We start from the raw sequence: 18,975 nt of genomic DNA on the forward strand, positions 1-18,975 counted from the left end.
CTTGTTCCCCAATTGTCAGGCTGTATCTGGACCGGCGGCCGCCGTCGGCGGTGCCGAAACTACTGCTGTTGCGCCGTCGATGGCCGAGACGACCACCTTCTGGCCAGCGGGAAGCACTCCCGCCGCGGAGCGGGCACTCCAAATGTCGCCGCCGATTTTCACAAGGCCGCCGTCGGAGCTCACGGCCTCCATCACCACCGCCGGCTCACCGATCAGACGGTCCACATTGGTCCGCTGGTCGGATGGGCCTTTCTTCAGGTGGGAGAGCGCCACAGGCCGGACGAAGGCAACCATGAGCAGTGAAACGATGCAGAAGACGACCACCTGGAGCCAGGGCTCCGCGCCCGCGAAATCGGCGACCAGTGCGGCAAGCGAACCGCCGCCAAGCATGATGAAGAACAGGTCAAGGGTGATCATCTCGACCACCGCAAACGCCAGGAAAGCCGTGAGCCAAAGCGCCCACCAGTTTTCGCCAAGCCATTCGAACATCCCTGTTTCCCCCTTCGTCACGGGGGAGCCGCAGCCGCGGATCCGCCGGTAACTGTCTTTTCATCCTAGTCCGGCAGGGTGGGGCGTGGGCCACGTCCCCGCAGACGGCGGGGGATAGTAGCCAAGTCGTTATTGGGGGTTTCCGGTTCTGGGCCGGAACAGGGAGAGCCTGAACTTTGCCGTTGCCCTCACTGGCTCCGTGGCGTTTGCCATCCGTTCCGCTATGCGGTCACGGTCCACGTGGTGGCCGGCGGGACCCATGAACGCAAGGTCGGCGGCGGCGTTGCGGGAGAGGTCCAGCGCAATGTCGACGTCGAGGCTGCTGTCTGCCACGAAGTGCCCGGCCATCTGTTCGGCGAGGCGCTCGTCCTTGCCCTCTTCGATACCCAGCATTCCGGTCATGGCGGCGATTTCCCCGAGATGTCCGCCCCGCGGGGTTACCACTGCCAGGAGGCCCGTGGGACGCAGGATGCGGGAAAATTCAGCGGGATTGCGGGGAGCAAAGACTACTGTCACTGCGTCCACGGAGTTGCCGGCCACCGGAAACGGCTTCCAGATGTCCCAGACCAGGTTCACCGCCTCAGGGTTGAGCCGCGCGGCACGGCGCAGGGCGAACTTGGAGATGTCCAGGCCTACCGCGGCAGCCTTGCGCCCCTGCACAGCCGCCGCATCGAGGATCTCCCGCAGATAGTGCCCGGTGCCGGTTCCGGAGTCCAGCACCACCGCTCCTTCCTCCGGAAGATGAGGAACGACGGCGGCAGCCAGGGCCTGTGCCAGCGGACGGTAGTAGCCGTTCCCCAGGAAGTCGAAGCGGGATGCCACCATCGCGGCGCTGTCAGGTTCGAAGGGCGAACCTTTGCCCACGAGGAGGTTGTAGTAGCCCTGCCGGGCGGCGTCGAAGGTGTGGCCGTTGGGGCAGGCAAGGCGGGATTGGCGCCCGGCGCCCCCTGCCAGCTGCTTCAGCGGGTGTGAGCAGACAGGACACAGGAGGAGCAGATCCGCGGAAGGCATGGGAACCATCTTAGGGTGGCCGGTCGTTGCCGTCCCGCCGGCTGTGAACGTGCCGGGACGGGCATTGGGTCAGGGGAGCGGGACGCCGGCGGGTCCGGCGTCGAAACCGAGGCCTTCCTGCGCCTTGCCGATGCCTGCCTCGGCCCAATGTGCGGCGTATTCCGCGTTGCTGCTCAGCGACCGGAGCTGGGCGCGGTCTATGTAGAGGATGCCGTTCAGGTGGTCCGTTTCATGCTGCACGATGCGCGCCTGCCATCCGGAGAACTCACGCCTTACGGGGGTGCCGTCCGGGGCTGAATACTCCAACAGCACGGCGTCCGGGCGGGCAACTACGGCCTGCAGCCCGCTTAGCGACAGGCACCCCTCGTAGAACGACGGGAGTCCCGTTCCCAGCGGCGTGTACCGCGGATTGAGCACGGCCAGGAACTCCAGCGGGTTCCGGTTCCGCACCGCCGCGGCATCGGGGTCCACATCAAACTGGTCCTCCAGGACGGCCAGCTGCAGGGGGATGCCCAACTGCGGGGCGGCAAGGCCCACCCCGGGCGCCGCATGCATGACTTCGCGCATGGTCCGGATCAGGCGGTCCAGCTGGTCCGGGGATAACTGGCCCTCAAACTTGGCAGCGCGCTGGCGCAGGGCCGGGTGGCCCGCCTGGACGATCGGGGGAAGGGAGGCGCCGGACAGGATCCGCTCCACCGTTGCACGGATGTCGTCGGCAGTAGCAGTGGTTTCGGGGACAGCCTGGGTCATGGTGACAGCCTACTGTCCAATGGCGCGGGGGCGCCGTCGGCTAGGGTCTACTGCATGGTCCACGATCTCCTCCCGCCCGCAGCCCCACTTGATCACGTGCTGAAATTCATCCGGGTCCTTGAAGCGGGCGGCGGGGCTGACGACATCCGGCCGTTCCTTTCCAGTTCCTTCGTCCTGACGGAGGCCCCGCACCTGCTGGCGCCGGAGGGTTCCATCCGGGGCCTGGCGGAAGTGCTGGCAGGCGCCGACCAAAGCCGCGAGGTGGTGGAGGACCAGCGGTTCACCATTCAACGGACCACCTGTGAAGGGGGCAGGGTGGTAGTCGAGGCTGACTGGTCCGCCACTGTGCTGATGGACCTGCGCTACTGGGACCGGGGTGAAACCATCCGCGCCAGGACGTCCTCCGTATTTGAAGTCCTCGACGGCGTCATCGCTACCCAGGACAGCTACGACTGCTATTTCCGGTAGCCACGCCTAGGCCTGATCCCCGTGCATCGTAAAGCGCCTTGCAGTCCACCGGTTCACTGCCGGAATCGCTGCGGCGGCTCCGATGGCTTCGGTCCGGACCCTGAGGAGCGGCGCGGGCAGCGGCCTGCCCAGCATCATGTTGATCTCCGCCTGCCGGCGCGCACGGACCGCGGCCCCATGCCGGCTCTTTTCGTAGTCCCGGAGCTGCCGTCCAGTCGGTTTTCCTGCCAGGGCTGCGAGGATCAAGGGCAGCAGTTCACGGGCATCCAGCCAGCCAAGGTTCATGCCCTGGCCGCCGATGGGGCTGATTTCATGGGCTGCATCGCCCAACAGCACGCACCTCCCGGCCACAGTGCGCCTGGCGACGGTGGAGCGGACGCTGAAGGCGCTCAGCATGGAATTTGTGTCAGCGTCCGGCAGGTATCCGGTGCGGGATCGCACCACGCGGGCCAGTCCGGCGGGACAGGCAGCCGGTGGAGCCGGGCGGCCCAGCCGCACCACCCAGCGGCGGATCCCGCCGGGCAGCGGAAATGACTCCACGATTCCCTCCGGTTCGAGGAACAGGACCGCGTTGTCCCCGAAGTCCGTGCCGTCGTCGAAATCCCCCATAAGGTAATGATCCGGATACGTGCGGCGGACCACCGGCACGCCGAGCGCGGCCCGCAGCCGGGACCTCGCACCGTCGGCAGCGACGAGCAACGCACCGGTGGCGGTCACACTGCCGTGCGCTGCTCCAGCCCAGGCACCTGACCCGACCGCCACGCCCAGGGCGACCTTGCCGCCGTCGTCCTTGACGCTGGTGACGTCCGCACCCCTGACGATCGCACCGGGATCCAGGGCGTTGACGCGGTCTTCCAGGAGCTGTTCAGTCCGGAACTGCGGCAGTGCCAACACGAACGGATATTCCGCTGATACGGCATCGAACGCCATGGTCCCAACGGTTCTCCTGCGGCTGACGGCCATGCCGGCCCTGATGCGGACCCCCTCCCGCACCATGTCGCCTGCCACTCCCACCCCGGCCAGCGCGCGGAGCGCAGGCGGGTGGATGCCGATCGCCCGGGTATGCCGGTTCCTGGCCTGCCGCTGTTCGAAGACCCTCACCGCCACGCCTTCCTGGAGGAGTGCAGCAGCCAGGTACAGGCCCACCGGCCCCGCGCCCGCAATCAGTACATCCGCACCCATGTCAGTCCCGGCGGAAGGACAGGACCTGGTGAAAGGCCGAGGACTTCCCAACGGACCATGCCGGGGGAGCGGCGGCGGCCAGCTCCGCAGGCCGGTAGCTCCGGCGGATGGACGTGAGCCCATCCTGCCGGATGAAGGAGTGCCGGAAGGGCAGCGCGGCCACGCTGAAGAGGGCGAACGCCGCCGGGCTTCGGACCAGGTCGTTGTGCAGCGACTTCCGGACGGCCAGGACTTCCGAATCCGCCAGCAGCTGGCGAAGTTCATCAGGTGCCAGGTGGTGCAGCACGTGGTTCGAGATTACGACGTCGAACCGGGCTCCTTCCCGCACGAGCTCGGCGCTGTGCGCCTGGCGGAATTCGACACCCGGAGTGGCCGGCCGTCCCCTGGCAAAGGCGGCTGCCCGCGGATCGGGGTCGATGCCGGTGATGTGCAGAGCGTTTCCGTCCCTGGCGGCCCAACGGGACAGCATGACCGGAAGGTCACCGCCCCCGGACCCGATGTCCAGGACGGTCACCGGACTTTGGTCCGCCTTGTGGATGGTCCGCAGCTCCCTGGCATACAGTTGCCGCCAGCCCGACAGCACGCGGTTGATCACCATGAATTGCCGGTACGTGTTGTCCAGGAGCCCGGGGTCGCAGTCAGGCCGGTCCATCTGCTCGGTTTCAGCGGCAGCGCGCCGGCGGAGCAGGAGGCCCATTGCCGTTGCGTCCGGCTCAGGCAAGCGTGGCTTCCGCGGCTGCCAGGCCGTGGAGAATTTCCACGCTTTCGGCGGTATCCTCCTGGCTGCGGCTGGGGGCAACGGCCCCATGCTGGCGCAGCTTGGTGAACAGGCCCGTCTCCACGGTCAGGCCCGGACCAAACGCCATGGAACAGATGCGCCCGTCTTCATCCGGCTGCCCGTCTTCGATCGGTTGTTCCAGGATGTGTTTGAGGACGAACAGCACGGTGGCGCTGCTCATGTTGCCGTAGTTCCGAAGCGTCTCGCGTGCAGGAACCAGCTGGGTGTCGCTCAGGCCCAGCCGGGACTGCACTTTGTCCAGGATGCTTCGGCCGCCGGGGTGGATGGCCCAGTGGGTGATGGCAGCGTAGGGGAGTGCAGCCAGTTCCGGCTCCCTCGCGAGAAGGGGCTGCAGGGCCCCGACGATGTGGTCATCGATAATGTGCGGCACGTAGTTGCCGAGCACCATTTCAAAGCCGTTGTCGCCGATGTTCCATGCCATGGAGTCCTCACCGACCGGTGTGAGGACTGTTTCGAAATGGTCCAGCTTCATCAGTGCGGTCTCCGCCACGTCCGGCCGTGCCGTCACGACCGCGGCCGCGGCGCCATCGGCGAACAGGGCTGATCCCATGATGGTGTCCGGGTCATTGGAGGTGCGGACATGGAGCGAGCACAGTTCCGCGCAGACGACCAGGACGACGGCGTTCGGGTCCGCCTCGCAGAAGAGCTTGGCGGCGCGGAGGGCGGGAAAAGCCGCATAACAGCCCATGAACCCCAGGTGGTAGCGCTGGACGGCAGGGCTGAGGCCGAGTTTGCGAACCACTTTGTAGTCCGGGCCTGGGTTGAAGAAGCCCGTGCAGGAAACAGTTACCAGATGAGTTATGTCAAGTAAATCGAATTCGGGGGCGGCCTGCAGGGCAGCGCGGGAGGCCTCCACGAACAGCTTGGTGGCTTCGCGCGCAAAGATGTCGTTACGGACCTTCGTGCTGGGATTGAGCAGCAGCCCGGATTCCTGGTCGTAGAACTGCGGATTCTCGGAGCGGCTCGAATTGGTCAGTTCCTGTACGGCGGTGTACCGGGTCTGAATGGCTGCGCCGTCAAAGCAGGTGCTGACCAGTCGTGATCCCAGGCGGGACAGCCCGGGCTGCGCCGCAAAAACATCACGGGCTTCGGACTGGATCAGCTTTGTCGTCGGAACTGCAGTTTCAAGTGAACGCACGTAGACCGTCATTGGTTCATTCTTGACGGGCGCCTGGAGAAAGACAATGGCTGAAGGCGTTTGACCAGGCCCGATTGCGTTTGTCCTGAAAGGCCCCGGAGCAGGCTTTCTACTCCACTGCTCCGGCCCCCACTAAAGCGCCGATAATCTACATTATGTCAACTAGAATAGTGATTATTGCATCTGATGCATGATCGGCCCTCCTCCGCCCGAGACTTGCCGCCACACAGTCATTCATCTCTGAAAAGCGCCGTGACCTGGGGAAACACTTCGTACACAGTCGGCGCACGGCCCTCCTAAAAGCATCGACAGGGCGCGCAAGCAGCCTGACCTTAGCCCTAGATGCCCCCTTTAGCAGCGGATTTGCAGGGGCTCTGCATTAATTGCATGATTCTTGCATCCAATGCAATGCTTCAGGAGGGTTCATGGCTGTCGATTCTGCGGGACGCGTGCTGGATTTCGGCGCAGTGCGTTTCCTCCATCCCGAGGATGTTGTGTTCACCCAAATGCTCACCGGGTGGCGGAATCAGCAGCTGAGCAGGAATCTGTCCTTCGGCACCATCGAGGGCCGGGAGCGCCTGGTGACACGGTTCCAGGAGTCCACGAATGAGTATCCGTGGCAGTGGACGCCGGCACATGTGGATGAGTTCTTCGGGGATCTGCGCAGTTTGAAGCACGCGGCCCAGTCCACGATCCGAAGTTATCAGGCGGCGCTTCGGGCGTTCTGCTCGTACGTCGCCTCACCTGACTACGGCTGGGACCGGGTCTGCGAGCAGCATTTCGGAACGCACGCTTCGCAAGTCTGTTTCGACTGGAATACCGCGGTCCACGCCCAAACCAACGAATCGGATCCCAAACGTCGACCGTTCACCCGGCAAGAGCTGCAGGCCTTCTTTGACCGGGCCGACGAAGAGGTCGACAGAATCGCAACGCTTGGCCGCAAGGGCTGGCTGCCGGCCTACCGCGACGCTGTCCTGTTCAAGGTGGCCTACTGCTGGGGCCTCCGGCGCAACGAGGTCAGGCACCTGCAAACGGTGGATTTCTCCAGGAATCCGCACGCACCGGAGTTCGGCAAGTACGGGGTCCTGCAGGTCCGACACGGGAAAGCCATGAAGGGATCACCACCCAAGCGCCGCAGCGTCCTGACCGTCTTCGACTGGTCCACGGAAATCGTTGCCGACTGGCTGGAACGCGGCCACCCGCACATGACCGACGGCCTGGACCTGTTTCCTTCCGAACGGGGCACCCTGGTTTCGGAGACGGCGCTGAACCGCAGGTTCAACCGGTACTCCGAGGACCTGGGCCTCTCCCCCGGCCTGGACATCCACTCGCTGCGCCGCTCCTACGTCACCCACCTGATCGAATCAGGCATGGACGCCTTGTTCGTCCAGCACCAGGCCGGGCACGAGCACGCCTCAACGACGGCCCTCTACACCTCTGTCTCCAGCGACTACAGGGTCAAAACACTGCGCCGCGCTTTGGACTCCACGATCCGGGACGCACTGGCCGGAATGGAAGACTGAACGCATGAAACGAGAGATCGACTACCGCTGGCGGCTTGCAGAACTGATGGCAGCGCGGGGAATGCACAACAGCACCGACCTCAGTCCCTTGCTCAAGGAACGCGGCATCGAACTCTCCGCCTCCCAGGTCTATCGGCTGGTGACCCAACGCCCGGAGCGCGTTTCACTCATGATGATCGCCGCGCTCTGCGACATCTTCTCCTGCGGGCCCGAGGACCTGGTCACCGTCACGGCAACGGACGCCAAGGTCCGCAAAGTCGCCTCCGACGCCAATGTCGTGGATCTGAACAAGACCATCCGGCCCAAACGTGCCCGGGTAATCCGCGATGACGGCTGAGATCAGCCCCCGGCTGGCCGTTCGGGGACGGCCCCGAACCACCGGGGCGTTCATTTGCGACAGGTGCTCACGAGCAGCCGGCAAGCACCGTGCCAGCTGGCCCGAAGGCAGGATCTGCGGGACCTGCTTCACGGTCGCCATGCGCACCCACGGCACCTGCCCCGGCTGCGGGACAGAACGCATGCTCCCCGGCAGATCTGCTTCCCATGGTGACAAGCCAGTCTGCGTCGATTGCGCCGGCATCACCCAGGACTACCACTGCTCCAGTTGCGGGACGGAAACCGAGCACTACCGCCAAAACACCTGCGCCCGCTGCGCACTCCGGAACGACCTCACCGCGCTGATGCACGTCAACGAGCCCCAGGGCAAGGAAACGACAGCAACGAAACTGCTCGCCGCGCTCTGCACAGCCCAGCGACCCGAGAGCATCCTCACCTGGCTCCGCCAGACTAGCGTCCGCGAACTGCTCGAACGACTCGCCACCGGAGACATCCCCCTCAGTCACGAAGCCCTCGACAAGGAATCCAACGGACTGCGGGTGGAACATCTGCGCAGCCTGCTCACCCATCACCAGCTACTCCCGGCCCGAAACCACTACCTCGCACTCTTTGAGCGGTGGCTAGCCTGCAAGCTCGGTGGAATTGATGACCCCGAGATTCGACGACCCGTCGAGTCGTTCGCCCGCTGGCATCACCTTCGACGCATCAGGAGCATCTCCTTAGACGGGCAGCCCACCCAAAGCCCCGTGCACAACGCAAAACAAGAAATCACCGAAGCCATCAAATTCCTCACCTGGCTCAAACTCACTCACGGACGGACCGTCGCCTCGTGCGTTCAAGCTGATGTCGATGCCTGGCTGGCCGACGGCCCGACCACCAGACACCGCATCAGAACCTTCTTCGTCTGGGCAGTTAAAAACCGGACTTGCACGAACATCGCTGTCGGTCATCGCCAGGCCAGAACCGTTCCCCTTCTTACCCAGGGAGAACGGCTCGCGATGCTCAAAGTCTGCCTCACGGACAACATTGACACCTTGTCCTACCGGGTCGCTGCCATTCTCCTGCTGCTCTACGCCCAACCAGTTGTGAAGATCGCCGCGATGAAAAGCACCGATGTCATCATCACTCCTAACGGTCTCCGACTATCGCTCGGCCATGGAGATCCTGCACCAGTACCCGAGCCCTTCGCAGGACTAATCACCGAACACTTGGCCTCCCGCCCCAACCTGCGCACCGGCAACAGCTCCGGCAGCCCTTGGCTCTTCCCCGGCTACCGCGCAGGGCAGCACCTCCACCCCAACACCCTCATGGAACAGCTGCGGGAAATCGGCATCAACCTCCGCGGCGCACGCAACGCATCAATCCGCAGCTTGGTCAGGGAAGTCCCCGCACCCCTCGTCGCGGAGATGCTTGGCTACAGCTACCAAGTCACGCAAAAGCACGCCGCAGCCGCGGCGGAACCTTGGTCCCGCTACCTGCAAATCTAGGTGCCATGGATAATGGCTGGCAGCAGCAGATCGACAATCCGGTCCCGATGGAGGCAACGCAGTGCTTCTTCCCAAGGAGAACAGCTCATCAGAGGGACCTCACGCGAGTAACAGTCGACCAACGGGACTAATCATCGCCGCAGCGCTAGTGATTCCTGCTCTCTTTACGTTCCTCTACCGAACCCTGGGCATGCTCGGATTGCTAATAAGCACCGTTGTCATTCTTGCCATCGGTATCCCCATGGTCATGAGAACACGTAAGCATTCGCGTTCAGTTCGGCCCGAAACGGGAGACGCCACCACACGCCGATCTGAAGATGGAAGCAAGTAAGACCACCTTGCAGAGCCGCGAAAGCATCAGTAGCCAGCCAGCCAGGCTGACGTAGAGCGGAAGTTTCAACGCACCGCCTGTCGGCCCCTCGCATTTCCCGTCGAACTTCGCTGCTGATTAGTTTCAAATCGAATAATCACCGTTGCCAGTAATGCAGACGGACCGTGCGGTCCTCCTCCGGTACCCCTCAACGGCGATGCCGGATTGATGCGCCCACCACGGCTCCGAGCCCAAGACCCAGCGCACACCCCCAGAATGGTGATTGGAAGATGGCCAGCCCCAGGCTGATTCCCAAGGCAGATCCTACGAGGCTGCTAATCCACAAGGCTTTGTTCACTGCGCCTCCGGTCCGACTGGGCTGGGCTTGGTCCTGCTGTGACCCTACTGCATCCCCTCCCCCTAACCGGTGGAAACGGGGGCATGGCCGGAAAGTTGGGTAGCTCACACCCATGCGCACTGCCGGTGGACGTCCTACTCTTTTGGACACGGCGGCAGGCCAGCCGGTTCTGCCGCGGGCGCGCATTGAAACAGCCTTTCCGGCCTTTCTTTTGTTCATGCAGACGGCGGGGCGCCCGGTTCTCCTTACAGCTCCAAGGACGCCCCATGCGTGAAATCCTCCGCCCCGTGAACTGCACCCATCCCGGTGCCACCTGCGAGGGATGCCGCTCGCTGATGCGCGACGAAGCGCTGCAGGATGCCCCCGGAAAACCCGTCGTGCTGTTGCGCCCGGCGCCGGTTAAGGTTCGGTCCTGCGTAGGCAATGCCGTGGCCTATACAGTGACGGACGTCCTCGTGGAATGGGACGAAGACTCCTGCTACCACCTGCGGTGGGAAGCGAGTTGGCTGGTTCGCCGGAGCGCCGGGCAACAGGCAGTGTGATGGGCCAGAACGCTGAAACCTATCCGGGAAGATCTGGCAGGGCATAGGGCTCACTTCAATAGTTGGCGATAACGATGTGGAGGGAAAGCCTTTTTCTGTGCAGGATCCTTCGGGCCTGAACAGCTTTTCACGCGAAAGTGGCATCGGCCGGCTCTCCCTTGGGTCCATCAACAGGGACAACGGATGCAGCCCGCTGGCTACGGATGGGCTCCAGGGGCCATCAGCTGATTGCAGCGGCGTCGAGCAGGACGCGGGCGACTTTACCAGGGCGCTCAGCAACAGTTTCACCGGCAGCAGCCAATGACAGGACCACAGAACAGCTCCAGCCCGGACCGGCCGGCCCGCGCATCCACCAGGCGGCGCTGATCCGGTGACTCTCGCCGTCGGGCATTCCCGTTCCACTGGTGAGGACGTCCTCGACATTCCGGCGGGCACGCGGATCTACCTCCCGGACGTCCGCCGCTACTTCATCGTCGAAGACACCTGCGGGGACGGACCAAAACCTGAAGAAGGCCCCTGCCACACCGGAGCCGCAAAATTCGGGAATGCTTCACTGTGGATCGACATGTTGATCGGCGGCAAGGATGAGTCAGGCTCCTTCGTCCGAAACTGTGCACGGAAGGCGACAGGAATCACAACGGCGATCTTCAACCCGCAGGACCACTACCCTGTGGCGTCCGGTCAGGGCGTCATTCATGACGGCAAGTGCGATGCCGGGTACGGAGCGGGCGTGGCCGGGAAGAAGACGGGGAAGCCCGGCTGTGCGGCGCCCGCTAAGCTCGAAACCATGAGTTCCTTGAAAACCAAGCCGGCGAAATCCACCTCGGTGAAGGCGGTACTTGCGGCGGCAGCAGTGGACATCCTGCTGATCCTCGCGTTCGCGGCAATAGGCCGCGATGCGCACCACCGCGAGGAGCCCGTCCTTGGCGTGCTCCAGACTGCATGGCCTTTCCTGGCAGGCGCGGCTGCGGGATGGGTCGCTTCCCGGACCTGGCGCGCACCCTTGTCCCTCGTCCGGGCCGGCGTTCCAGTATGGCTCGGCAGCCTGGTCGGGGGCATGCTCCTCCGGGCACTGACCGCCCAGACCGTGGTGCTTCCCTTCATCATCGTGGCCACCCTTGCCTTGGCCGTGTTCCTGCTGGGTTACCGCCTGTTGGTGGCAGGCTTTGGCAGGCTCCGCAAAAAATAGCCGCCGGGACCTCAGCAGAGGCGGCCGCCGCGAAATGTCTCCCTTGTAATAGGCTGGTGCAGACAAAACCTGCCGGGCCCTGCCGCGGCGGAACTGATTGAAGGGGTCAAACGTGGTTACCGCATTTGTTCTGATCAAGACTGACGCCGCACGCATTCCGGAGACGGCAGAGGAGATCTCGGCCATCGAGGGCATCAGCGAGGTCTATTCAGTGACGGGTGAATGGGACCTGATTGCGGTGGCACGCGTGCACCGGCATGAGGACCTTGCCGACGTCATCGCCGACCGCCTCTCCAAGGTACCCGCGGTAGTCCACACCACCACGCACATCGCGTTCCGGGCCTACTCCCAGCACGACCTGGACGCAGCGTTTTCCCTGGGCTTCGAACAGTAAGCTGCCGCCCGTTGCAGGCGCCGGACACTTTTCAGGCGCGGGAGAGGGAAACCCAGCGGTCCAGGACGGCGGCGGCAGCACCGGAGTCGATCGACCGGGCCGCCCGCGCGTAGGCGTTCTGCATCCGCGCAAGGAACGGACCCTCCGCGTCACTGTCGAATGCGACCAGTCCGGCGGCGGCGTTGACCAGCACTGCGTCCCGCGCCGGCCCCTCTTTGCCGGCCAGTACGTCGCGGACAACTCCCGCGTTGGCCGCAGCATCGCCGCCCCGCAACTGCTCCACTGTGGCAAGTCTGATTCCGAGGTCCCGCGGGGAGAAGCGCAGTTCGTTGACGCTGCCGTTGCGGATCTCCCACACGGTGGAAGGGCCGGTTGTGGTGAGCTCGTCCAGGCCATCGTTGCCGCGGAACACCAGTCCCCTGCTCCCCCGGCGGGCCAGGACGCCCGCCACCAGCGGCGCCATGCGGGCATTCGCCACCCCTACGGCCGAGGCCTGCACATTGGCGGGGTTGGTCAGCGGTCCCAGGAAATTGAAGGCGGTGGGGATGGCCAGTTCGCGGCGCGGGACAGCGGTATGCCGGAACGATGGGTGGAAGACCTGCGCAAAGCAGAACGTGATGCCGGCCTCTTCTGCATTGCGAACCACCTGGTCGATGGTCAGGTCAAGCCGCACCCCGAGAGCCTCGAGCACGTCCGCGGATCCTGACGACGACGACGCGGCACGGTTGCCATGCTTAACCACCTTTGCCCCGGCGCCGGCCGCGACGAGGGCCGCCATGGTGGAGATGTTCACGGTGTTAAGTTGGTCACCACCGGTGCCAACGATGTCCAGTTTTTCGCCTGATATTGCCACGGGCCGGGCGTGGGAAAGCATCGCCTCGACGAGGCCGGACAGCTCGTCCACCGTTTCGCCCTTGGCGCTGAGTGCTACCAGGAATCCGGCAATCTGGGCAGGCGTCGCTTCCCCGGACATGATGGTGTCCATGGCCCAGGAGGTGTTCTCCGCAGTGAGGTCGGTGCCCTTGATCAGCGCGGAGATCAGCCTGGGCCAGGTGTTGCCGGACGCTGCAGATGCCAGTGAAGTCACCTGCTGATGCTATCTACCCATGCGGCGCACTGACCAATGTGAACGGTGGCCGGAACTTTTCCGGGCAATTTCGCGTCTTTGTAGAAAAAGTCCCCCGAAAAGGCGGTTTGCGTTGGGCAGCACGGACTTTTACAGACATAATGTCTATGTGACATCTGCGACCCATGCCCCCAGTACCCCGGCGCACCCAACGCTGAACCGCCCCAACATGGTTTCCGTCGGAACCGTTGTGTGGCTCTCCAGCGAGTTGATGTTCTTCGCCGGTCTCTTTGCCATGTACTTCACGCTCCGCTCCACCAGCGGGCAGTTGTGGGCAGAAGAGACAGCCAAGCTCAACTTTCCCTTTGCGCTCGTAAACACGATTGTCCTCGTGGCCAGTTCCTTCACTTGCCAGATGGGCGTCTTCGCTGCAGAGCGGCTGCAGCCCCGGCGTACCGGAGGTGCGCTGCAGTTCGCCCGCTGGGGAATGAACGAATGGTTCACCCTGACGTTCCTCATGGGCGCGTTCTTCGTTGCCGGCCAGACCACCGAGTACGCCATGCTGGTCTCCGAGCACGTCTCGCTCTCCTCCAACGCCTACGGCTCCGCCTTTTACATGACCACCGGCTTCCACGGCCTCCACGTCATCGGCGGCCTGATCGCCTTCCTGCTCATCATGGGCCGGTCCTTCGCCGCGAAGAAGTTCGGACACTTCGAAGCAACATCCGCGATCGTCACTTCTTACTACTGGCACTTCGTTGACGTCGTGTGGATCGGCCTCTTCCTGGTCATCTACGTACTCAAGTAGCCAGCTTTGATTCTTTTTCTACAAGAGGCAGAATTTCAGGTAGCGGCTCCCGGAGACGCCGCAGGATCGAATAAAGGAACCACCACGTGAAGGCACTCTCGCAAAAGCGGCGTCACCCACTTGCAGCAATAGCGCTGCTTCTGATGGGGCTCCTCGTCACGGGTGCGCTGTACGCCGCGGCAACCTCCATGAATGAGGCCAAGGCAAGCACCACCACCGCAAGCGCAAGCGACGTCGAAGAAGGCGGCAAACTGTTCGCCGCCAACTGCGCCACCTGCCACGGTATGGGCGCGAGTGGTTCCAAGGACGGCCCTTCACTGGTGGGCGTTGGCGCAGCTGCCGTTGACTTCCAGGTGGGCACCGGCCGCATGCCGATGCAGATGAACGGTCCCCAGGCGATGAAGAAGCCGGTCCAGTTCAATGACCAGCAGACCTCCCAGCTTGCAGCCTACGTAGCTTCCCTGGGAGCAGGCCCGGCAATTCCTGCGGACGACCTGACAAATGGTGGCGGCGACGCCGCAAAGGGTGGCGAGCTCTTCCGCACCAACTGCGCCATGTGCCACAACGCCGCCGCAGCCGGCGGTGCGCTGACCCAGGGCAAATTCGCACCCGCCCTGGCCGATGTCACCGGCAAGCACATCTACGAGGCCATGGCCACCGGCCCCCAGAACATGCCGGTGTTCAACGATGCCAACATCAGCCCCGAAGGCAAGAAGGACATCATCACCTTCCTGAAGCAGATCGAGACCACCGGTTCCCCGGGCGGCGCCGACCTCGGCTCCCTCGGCCCGGTTGCCGAAGGCCTGTTTGTCTGGGTTGCCGGTCTCGGTGTGATCATTGCTTTTACCATCTGGCTCACCTCGCGCACGTCCTGACGTTTCCGCGGGAACAACACACTTCTGCTGCCCTGTCAGCAGCTTGAAATTAGAAACTAACCCGGCGAGAGTCGGGACGAGAGAAGGATGAGGCGAATTATGGGCAACCATAGTGACGGCAGTCCGAACCACTCGGGCACCGTAGCTACGGCTGGTCAGAATGAGGTGGAGAGGTTCCAGGATCCTGGAATTCCCCCGCATCGTTTGCGCCTGGCTGACACGGACCCGAAGGCCGCAAAGCGGGCAGAACGGCAGGTCGCCTTACTGTTTGGCATCTCTGTTGTTGGAACCCTGATCTTCCTGGTGGCGTACTTCGCCATTGATCTGGGCAACGACTCCAGCATTGCCACTATCCGGCTCCAGAACACCCTGCTTGGCATAGGCACTGCCTTCGCCATGCTGGGCATCGGTACCGGCATCGTGCACTGGGCGAAGGCCCTGATGCCCGATCACGAAGTCTCCGAGGAACGCCACGCGATCCGCTACGAGGAGGACCGGCAGGCTGCTGTCCGCATCGTCGACGACATCGTCGAGGAAACCGGCATCAAGCGCCGCCCGCTGATCCGCAACACCCTGCTGGGTGCTGTAGCGCTTGCTCCGCTTCCCGCGGTTGCAATCTTCGGTGACCTTGGTCCGCGGCCTGACGACAAGCTCGCACACACCATGTGGGCTCCCCAGGACGGCAAGCTCAAGCGCCTTACCCGCGACCCCGATGGAACTCCCATCAAGGCCTCGGATGTCACCATCGGCTCTGCCTTCCACGTGATCCCGGAGGGCCTGAACGAGCTGCAGGAAGGCAAGCTCAATGAGAAGGCCAAGTCTGTTGTCCTCCTCATGCGCCTGGATCCTTCATCACTGCATCCCTCCCAGGGACGCGAGCAGTGGGGTTACAACGGCATCGTTGCCTACTCCAAGATCTGCACCCACGTCGGTTGCCCTGTTGCTCTGTACGAGCAGCAGACGCACCACCTGCTGTGCCCGTGCCACCAGTCCACCTTTGACCTTACGCAAGAGTGCAAGGTGATTTTCGGCCCCGCCAGCCGTCCTCTCCCCCAGCTGCCCATCGCAGTTGATGACGAGGGCTACCTCGTCGCTACCAGCGACTTCCATGAACCCGTAGGACCAAGTTACTGGGAGCGTGATGAGCATGAGCGCAACATCAACAGCTGAACCCGCTTTCGTCGCTAAAACAAAGACGGGCCGGTTTACCGACTTCGTTGATTCCCGCGTCGGCGGTTCCGGCATCCTTCGCGAATTCGGCCGCAAGGTCTTCCCGGACCACTGGTCGTTCATGTTCGGTGAGGTGGCGCTGTACTCCTTCGTCATCCTGCTGCTGTCAGGCACCTTCCTGACCTTCTTCTTCGACCCGTCCATGGCGGAGACGCACTATGACGGTTCCTACACGCCCCTTAAGGGTGTGGAAATGTCGGTGGCGTACAGCTCGTCCCTGAACATCTCCTTCGATATCCGTGGCGGCCTTTTCATGCGCCAGGTTCACCACTGGGCTGCATTGCTGTTCGTGGCTTCCGTAGCGGTCCACATGCTCAGGGTGTTCTTTACCGGTGCCTTCCGCCGCCCGCGTGAAATGAACTGGGTTGTGGGCAGCGTGCTGCTCATCCTGGCCATGGCAGCCGGTTTCACGGGCTACTCCCTCCCCGATGACCTGCTTTCCGGTAACGGCCTGCGAATCATCGACGGTGTCATCAAGTCCATCCCGGTTATCGGTACCTACATCTCCTTCTTCCTGTTTGGCGGAGAGTTCCCGGGCACGGCCATCATCAGCCGCCTGTACACGCTGCACATCCTGCTGGTACCGGCCATGATCCTGCTGATGATCGTCCTGCACCTGTTCATGGTGGTCGTCCACAAGCACACGCAGTACCCCGGTCCGGGCCGTAACGACAACAACGTCGTGGGCTACCCCCTCGGCCCTGTGTACGCAGCGAAGGCCGGCGGCTTCTTCTTCATCGTGTTTGGTGTCCTGGCGCTGATGGCTGCATTCTTCACCATCAACCCCATCTGGAACTACGGCCCGTACGACCCCTCCCCTGTTTCGGCCGGCACCCAGCCTGACTGGTACATCGGCTTCGTTGACGGCGCGCTCCGCTTGATGCCAGGCAACCCGTTCGGCTGGCACGTCGAGCAGGTCTGGTTCGGGCATGTGTTCACCTTCAACGTACTGCTGCCGGCACTGGTACCCGCTGGCATCCTGTTCACCGTCATGTTCACATACCCGTGGATTGAGCGCTGGGTCACCAAGGACGACCGGGAGCACCACGTGCTTGACCGTCCGCGCAACGCACCCACCCGCACCGCCATCGGTGTTGCCGGCTTCGTCTGGTACTGCGTGATGTGGGCCGCAGCAGGTTCCGACCTCATTGCAACGCACTTCCACGTTTCGCTGAACGACGTGACGTACTGGCTGCGTGCGCTGTTCTTCATCGGACCGATCATCGGCTTCATCGTCACCAAGCGTGTTGCCCTTGCACTGCAGCGCAAGGACCGGGAAATCGCCCTGCACGGACGCGAAACCGGACGCATCGTCCGGCTCCCGCACGGCGAGTTCATCGAAGTGCACGCGCCCCTCGATGAGTACAAGCGCTACAGGCTGGTTGGCTTTGAGTCGCCGCAGGTGATTCCGGCCCAGCCCAATGAGCACGGTGTCGTCACCCGGAAGGAAAAGCGCCGCGCCTTCCTCTCCCGCTGGTTCTTCGAGGACCGCGTTGCCCCGGCAACGCCTGCTGAGCTTGAGGCAGCCCACGGCCACGGCCACGAAGCTGTTGAGGCTGCAGAGGGAAGCAAGAGCCTGACGCACTAATCCCGTAGTGACAAGAAAGCCCCGATCCATTCAGGATCGGGCCTTTCTTGCGTTATGGGGCTGCCAGCCAGCAGCGGACGCCAGCACTTATCGCGGACGTTGCCAAACCCCGTTAGGCAGCCCTGGAGGGGCCGCTCCAGGGCTGCCGGGTTAAGGACTAGTGGTTGCGGGCGCGCCTGGCTCCGGGCCGCTGCAGAGGCACCCAGAGTTTGTACCGGTCCGCGCGGTAGTACGAAACCGAGTAGTCCACCATTGCTCGTGCAACGAAAGCGTGGCGCTGGATCTTCAACAGCGGCGCCCCCACCTCAACATTCAGCAGCCGGGCAGTGGAAGGCGAAGCGGCGGTCGCCTCGATCATGTCCTCTCCCCATTCCATAACCAGGCCGAACTGTTCACTCAGCACGTTGTACAGCGACGTAGGAGGCTCGCCGTCGAGCAGCCCGGGAACGCGGTGCGCCGGAATGAAGTTTTCGTCCACGCTCATGGGCTCGCCGTCCGCAAGGAGCAACCGCCGGAAGCGGACCAGCGGGGTCCCTTCATCCAGCTGCAGTTCGCGGGCAAGGAATGCGCTGGCGCCTATCTGTTCGAAGCTAAGCACCTTGGCCGCCGGAACCATGCCGCGACGCTGCATCTCTTCGCTGTAGGAGGTCAGCTTCACCTGAAGGTCTACCTTGGGGCGCCGGACAAACGTCCCCAGGCCTACTACGCGTTCGATGACCTCCTCCCCCACCAAGGCGTCGATCGCCTGCCGGACTGTCATCCGGGCCAGGCCGAAGCGCTCGGCAAGATCGCGCTCGGATGGAAGAGCGGAGCCGGGAGGGCAGGACTCTGCGATGAAGGTACGAAGAATTTCGCGCAGTTGAACGTATATGGCGGTCCCACTGGTGCGATCTATCTCGCCCGTAATGGCCGTGGCGCCAGCTGCCATGGTTTATCTCCTGCTGTCGGGTTTGCAGCCAATTCTAGAACGGTCTAGACCAGTGCGGCGACCACGGCACTCATTCGTGAGGCCACCCAGCGCCCGCTATATTTGGTGAGGAAATTTCGCAATAGACGGGCGGGGGCCGTCGTTCACAGTAGGGAGTCCCCTTGCTAACAGAGAAGGCCGTGGTGGCAGCACCTGTGGGTCTGCATGCACGTTCTGCCGCGGTGTTTGTCCGCGCCGTCACTGACACCGGTCTTCCGGTCACCATCAGCAAGGCCGGCGCCGGCAAGGTGGACGCGCGTTCCCTGCTGCAGGTGATGACTGCCGACTTCCCCCACGGGTGCGAGGTAGAACTGTCCGTTAGCGGGAATGTCCTGCAGGACGCTCTGGCGCATCAAACCGCACTGGATGCACTCCGCGGCCTCCGCGAACTCCTGGAGTCGCAGGGAGCGACCTAAAGGCTGCGGAAACCGCAAAAACGACGTCGGGGCCCCCCCCCGGGGGGGG

Annotated in this window: 20 protein-coding genes; 12 read left to right on the forward strand and 8 right to left on the reverse strand. The window is 63.5% G+C overall.

Annotation, left to right across the window (positions count from 1 at the left end):
• Positions 1 to 15: 15 nt before the first annotated feature.
• The 3 genes from VXJ37_RS07975 to VXJ37_RS07985 form a co-directional block, all read right to left on the reverse strand.
• Positions 16 to 489, reverse strand: a complete 474-nt coding sequence (locus VXJ37_RS07975; RefSeq protein ID WP_331322520.1) for an NfeD family protein — start codon at positions 487 to 489, stop codon at positions 16 to 18.
• 129 nt (positions 490 to 618) lie between these two features.
• Complete coding sequence (locus VXJ37_RS07980) at positions 619 to 1,500, reverse strand: putative RNA methyltransferase (RefSeq protein ID WP_331322521.1); 882 nt, start codon at positions 1,498 to 1,500, stop codon at positions 619 to 621.
• A gap of 69 nt (positions 1,501 to 1,569) precedes the next feature.
• Positions 1,570 to 2,250, reverse strand: a complete 681-nt coding sequence (locus VXJ37_RS07985; protein ID WP_331322522.1) for a peptide deformylase — start codon at positions 2,248 to 2,250, stop codon at positions 1,570 to 1,572.
• 54 nt (positions 2,251 to 2,304) lie between these two features.
• Here VXJ37_RS07985 and VXJ37_RS07990 point away from each other — a divergent pair, with 54 nt between their 5' ends.
• A complete protein-coding gene (locus VXJ37_RS07990) occupies positions 2,305 to 2,718 on the forward strand; it encodes a nuclear transport factor 2 family protein (RefSeq protein ID WP_331322523.1) in 414 nt (137 codons plus the stop codon).
• A 6-nt stretch (positions 2,719 to 2,724) separates the two neighbouring features.
• Here the strand turns inward: VXJ37_RS07990 and VXJ37_RS07995 are convergent, their stop codons facing one another.
• The 3 genes from VXJ37_RS07995 to VXJ37_RS08005 all read right to left on the reverse strand — a co-directional run bounded on the left by VXJ37_RS07995 (position 2,725) and on the right by VXJ37_RS08005 (position 5,849).
• Entirely contained in the window at positions 2,725 to 3,900 is a 1,176-nt protein-coding gene (locus VXJ37_RS07995) for an FAD-dependent oxidoreductase (protein ID WP_331322524.1), read from the reverse strand.
• 1 nt (position 3,901) lies between these two features.
• Positions 3,902 to 4,552 (reverse strand): methyltransferase domain-containing protein, encoded by a 651-nt coding sequence (locus VXJ37_RS08000; RefSeq protein WP_440589791.1) that lies wholly within the window; start codon positions 4,550 to 4,552, stop codon positions 3,902 to 3,904.
• A gap of 61 nt (positions 4,553 to 4,613) precedes the next feature.
• A complete protein-coding gene (locus tag VXJ37_RS08005; protein ID WP_331322525.1) occupies positions 4,614 to 5,849 on the reverse strand; it encodes a type III polyketide synthase in 1,236 nt (411 codons plus the stop codon).
• A gap of 413 nt (positions 5,850 to 6,262) precedes the next feature.
• Between VXJ37_RS08005 and VXJ37_RS08010 the strand changes: the two genes are divergently transcribed.
• The 6 genes from VXJ37_RS08010 to VXJ37_RS08035 all read left to right on the forward strand — a co-directional run bounded on the left by VXJ37_RS08010 (position 6,263) and on the right by VXJ37_RS08035 (position 11,976).
• The gene (locus VXJ37_RS08010) at positions 6,263 to 7,360 is read left to right on the forward strand and encodes a tyrosine-type recombinase/integrase (protein ID WP_331322526.1); all 1,098 of its coding nucleotides are present in this window, start codon (positions 6,263 to 6,265) and stop codon (positions 7,358 to 7,360) included.
• A gap of 4 nt (positions 7,361 to 7,364) precedes the next feature.
• Complete coding sequence (locus VXJ37_RS08015) at positions 7,365 to 7,697, forward strand: helix-turn-helix domain-containing protein (RefSeq protein WP_066275886.1); 333 nt, start codon at positions 7,365 to 7,367, stop codon at positions 7,695 to 7,697.
• Positions 7,698 to 7,836: 139 nt separating this feature from the next.
• The gene (locus tag VXJ37_RS08020) at positions 7,837 to 9,183 is read left to right on the forward strand and encodes a hypothetical protein (protein WP_331322527.1); all 1,347 of its coding nucleotides are present in this window, start codon (positions 7,837 to 7,839) and stop codon (positions 9,181 to 9,183) included.
• Positions 9,184 to 10,117: 934 nt separating this feature from the next.
• Positions 10,118 to 10,393 carry a hypothetical protein gene (locus tag VXJ37_RS08025; RefSeq protein WP_331322528.1) on the forward strand — a complete coding sequence of 92 codons (276 nt, stop codon included), beginning with the start codon at positions 10,118 to 10,120 and terminating at the stop codon, positions 10,391 to 10,393.
• 787 nt (positions 10,394 to 11,180) lie between these two features.
• Positions 11,181 to 11,582, forward strand: a complete 402-nt coding sequence (locus VXJ37_RS08030) for a DUF3054 domain-containing protein (RefSeq protein ID WP_331322748.1) — start codon at positions 11,181 to 11,183, stop codon at positions 11,580 to 11,582.
• Positions 11,583 to 11,694: 112 nt separating this feature from the next.
• Positions 11,695 to 11,976 carry an Lrp/AsnC family transcriptional regulator gene (locus tag VXJ37_RS08035; protein ID WP_043456257.1) on the forward strand — a complete coding sequence of 94 codons (282 nt, stop codon included), beginning with the start codon at positions 11,695 to 11,697 and terminating at the stop codon, positions 11,974 to 11,976.
• A 31-nt stretch (positions 11,977 to 12,007) separates the two neighbouring features.
• On the opposite strand, the gene trpD is transcribed toward VXJ37_RS08035, so the two are convergent.
• On the reverse strand, positions 12,008 to 13,063 hold the full coding sequence (trpD, locus tag VXJ37_RS08040) for an anthranilate phosphoribosyltransferase (RefSeq protein WP_331322529.1): 1,056 nt from the start codon (positions 13,061 to 13,063) through the stop codon (positions 12,008 to 12,010).
• Positions 13,064 to 13,211: 148 nt separating this feature from the next.
• Here trpD and ctaE point away from each other — a divergent pair, with 148 nt between their 5' ends.
• The 4 genes from ctaE to qcrB all read left to right on the forward strand — a co-directional run bounded on the left by ctaE (position 13,212) and on the right by qcrB (position 17,543).
• The gene (gene ctaE / locus VXJ37_RS08045) at positions 13,212 to 13,850 is read left to right on the forward strand and encodes an aa3-type cytochrome oxidase subunit III (protein WP_174237505.1); all 639 of its coding nucleotides are present in this window, start codon (positions 13,212 to 13,214) and stop codon (positions 13,848 to 13,850) included.
• Positions 13,851 to 13,936: 86 nt separating this feature from the next.
• The gene (qcrC, locus tag VXJ37_RS08050) at positions 13,937 to 14,725 is read left to right on the forward strand and encodes a cytochrome bc1 complex diheme cytochrome c subunit (RefSeq protein ID WP_331322531.1); all 789 of its coding nucleotides are present in this window, start codon (positions 13,937 to 13,939) and stop codon (positions 14,723 to 14,725) included.
• A 99-nt stretch (positions 14,726 to 14,824) separates the two neighbouring features.
• Positions 14,825 to 15,895 carry a cytochrome bc1 complex Rieske iron-sulfur subunit gene (gene qcrA, locus VXJ37_RS08055; RefSeq protein ID WP_331322532.1) on the forward strand — a complete coding sequence of 357 codons (1,071 nt, stop codon included), beginning with the start codon at positions 14,825 to 14,827 and terminating at the stop codon, positions 15,893 to 15,895.
• A complete protein-coding gene (gene qcrB / locus VXJ37_RS08060; RefSeq protein WP_331322533.1) occupies positions 15,873 to 17,543 on the forward strand; it encodes a cytochrome bc1 complex cytochrome b subunit in 1,671 nt (556 codons plus the stop codon). Before qcrA ends, qcrB begins: the two co-directional genes overlap by 23 nt.
• A gap of 157 nt (positions 17,544 to 17,700) precedes the next feature.
• On the opposite strand, the gene VXJ37_RS08065 is transcribed toward qcrB, so the two are convergent.
• Positions 17,701 to 18,471 (reverse strand): GntR family transcriptional regulator, encoded by a 771-nt coding sequence (locus tag VXJ37_RS08065; protein ID WP_141941442.1) that lies wholly within the window; start codon positions 18,469 to 18,471, stop codon positions 17,701 to 17,703.
• A 161-nt stretch (positions 18,472 to 18,632) separates the two neighbouring features.
• Here VXJ37_RS08065 and VXJ37_RS08070 point away from each other — a divergent pair, with 161 nt between their 5' ends.
• A complete protein-coding gene (locus tag VXJ37_RS08070; protein WP_331322534.1) occupies positions 18,633 to 18,926 on the forward strand; it encodes an HPr family phosphocarrier protein in 294 nt (97 codons plus the stop codon).
• The last annotated feature ends 49 nt before the right edge of the window (positions 18,927 to 18,975 follow it).

It is taken from the genome of Pseudarthrobacter phenanthrenivorans, assembly GCF_036455295.1.
In the GTDB taxonomy this organism is placed as follows: domain Bacteria; phylum Actinomycetota; class Actinomycetes; order Actinomycetales; family Micrococcaceae; genus Arthrobacter; species Arthrobacter phenanthrenivorans_C.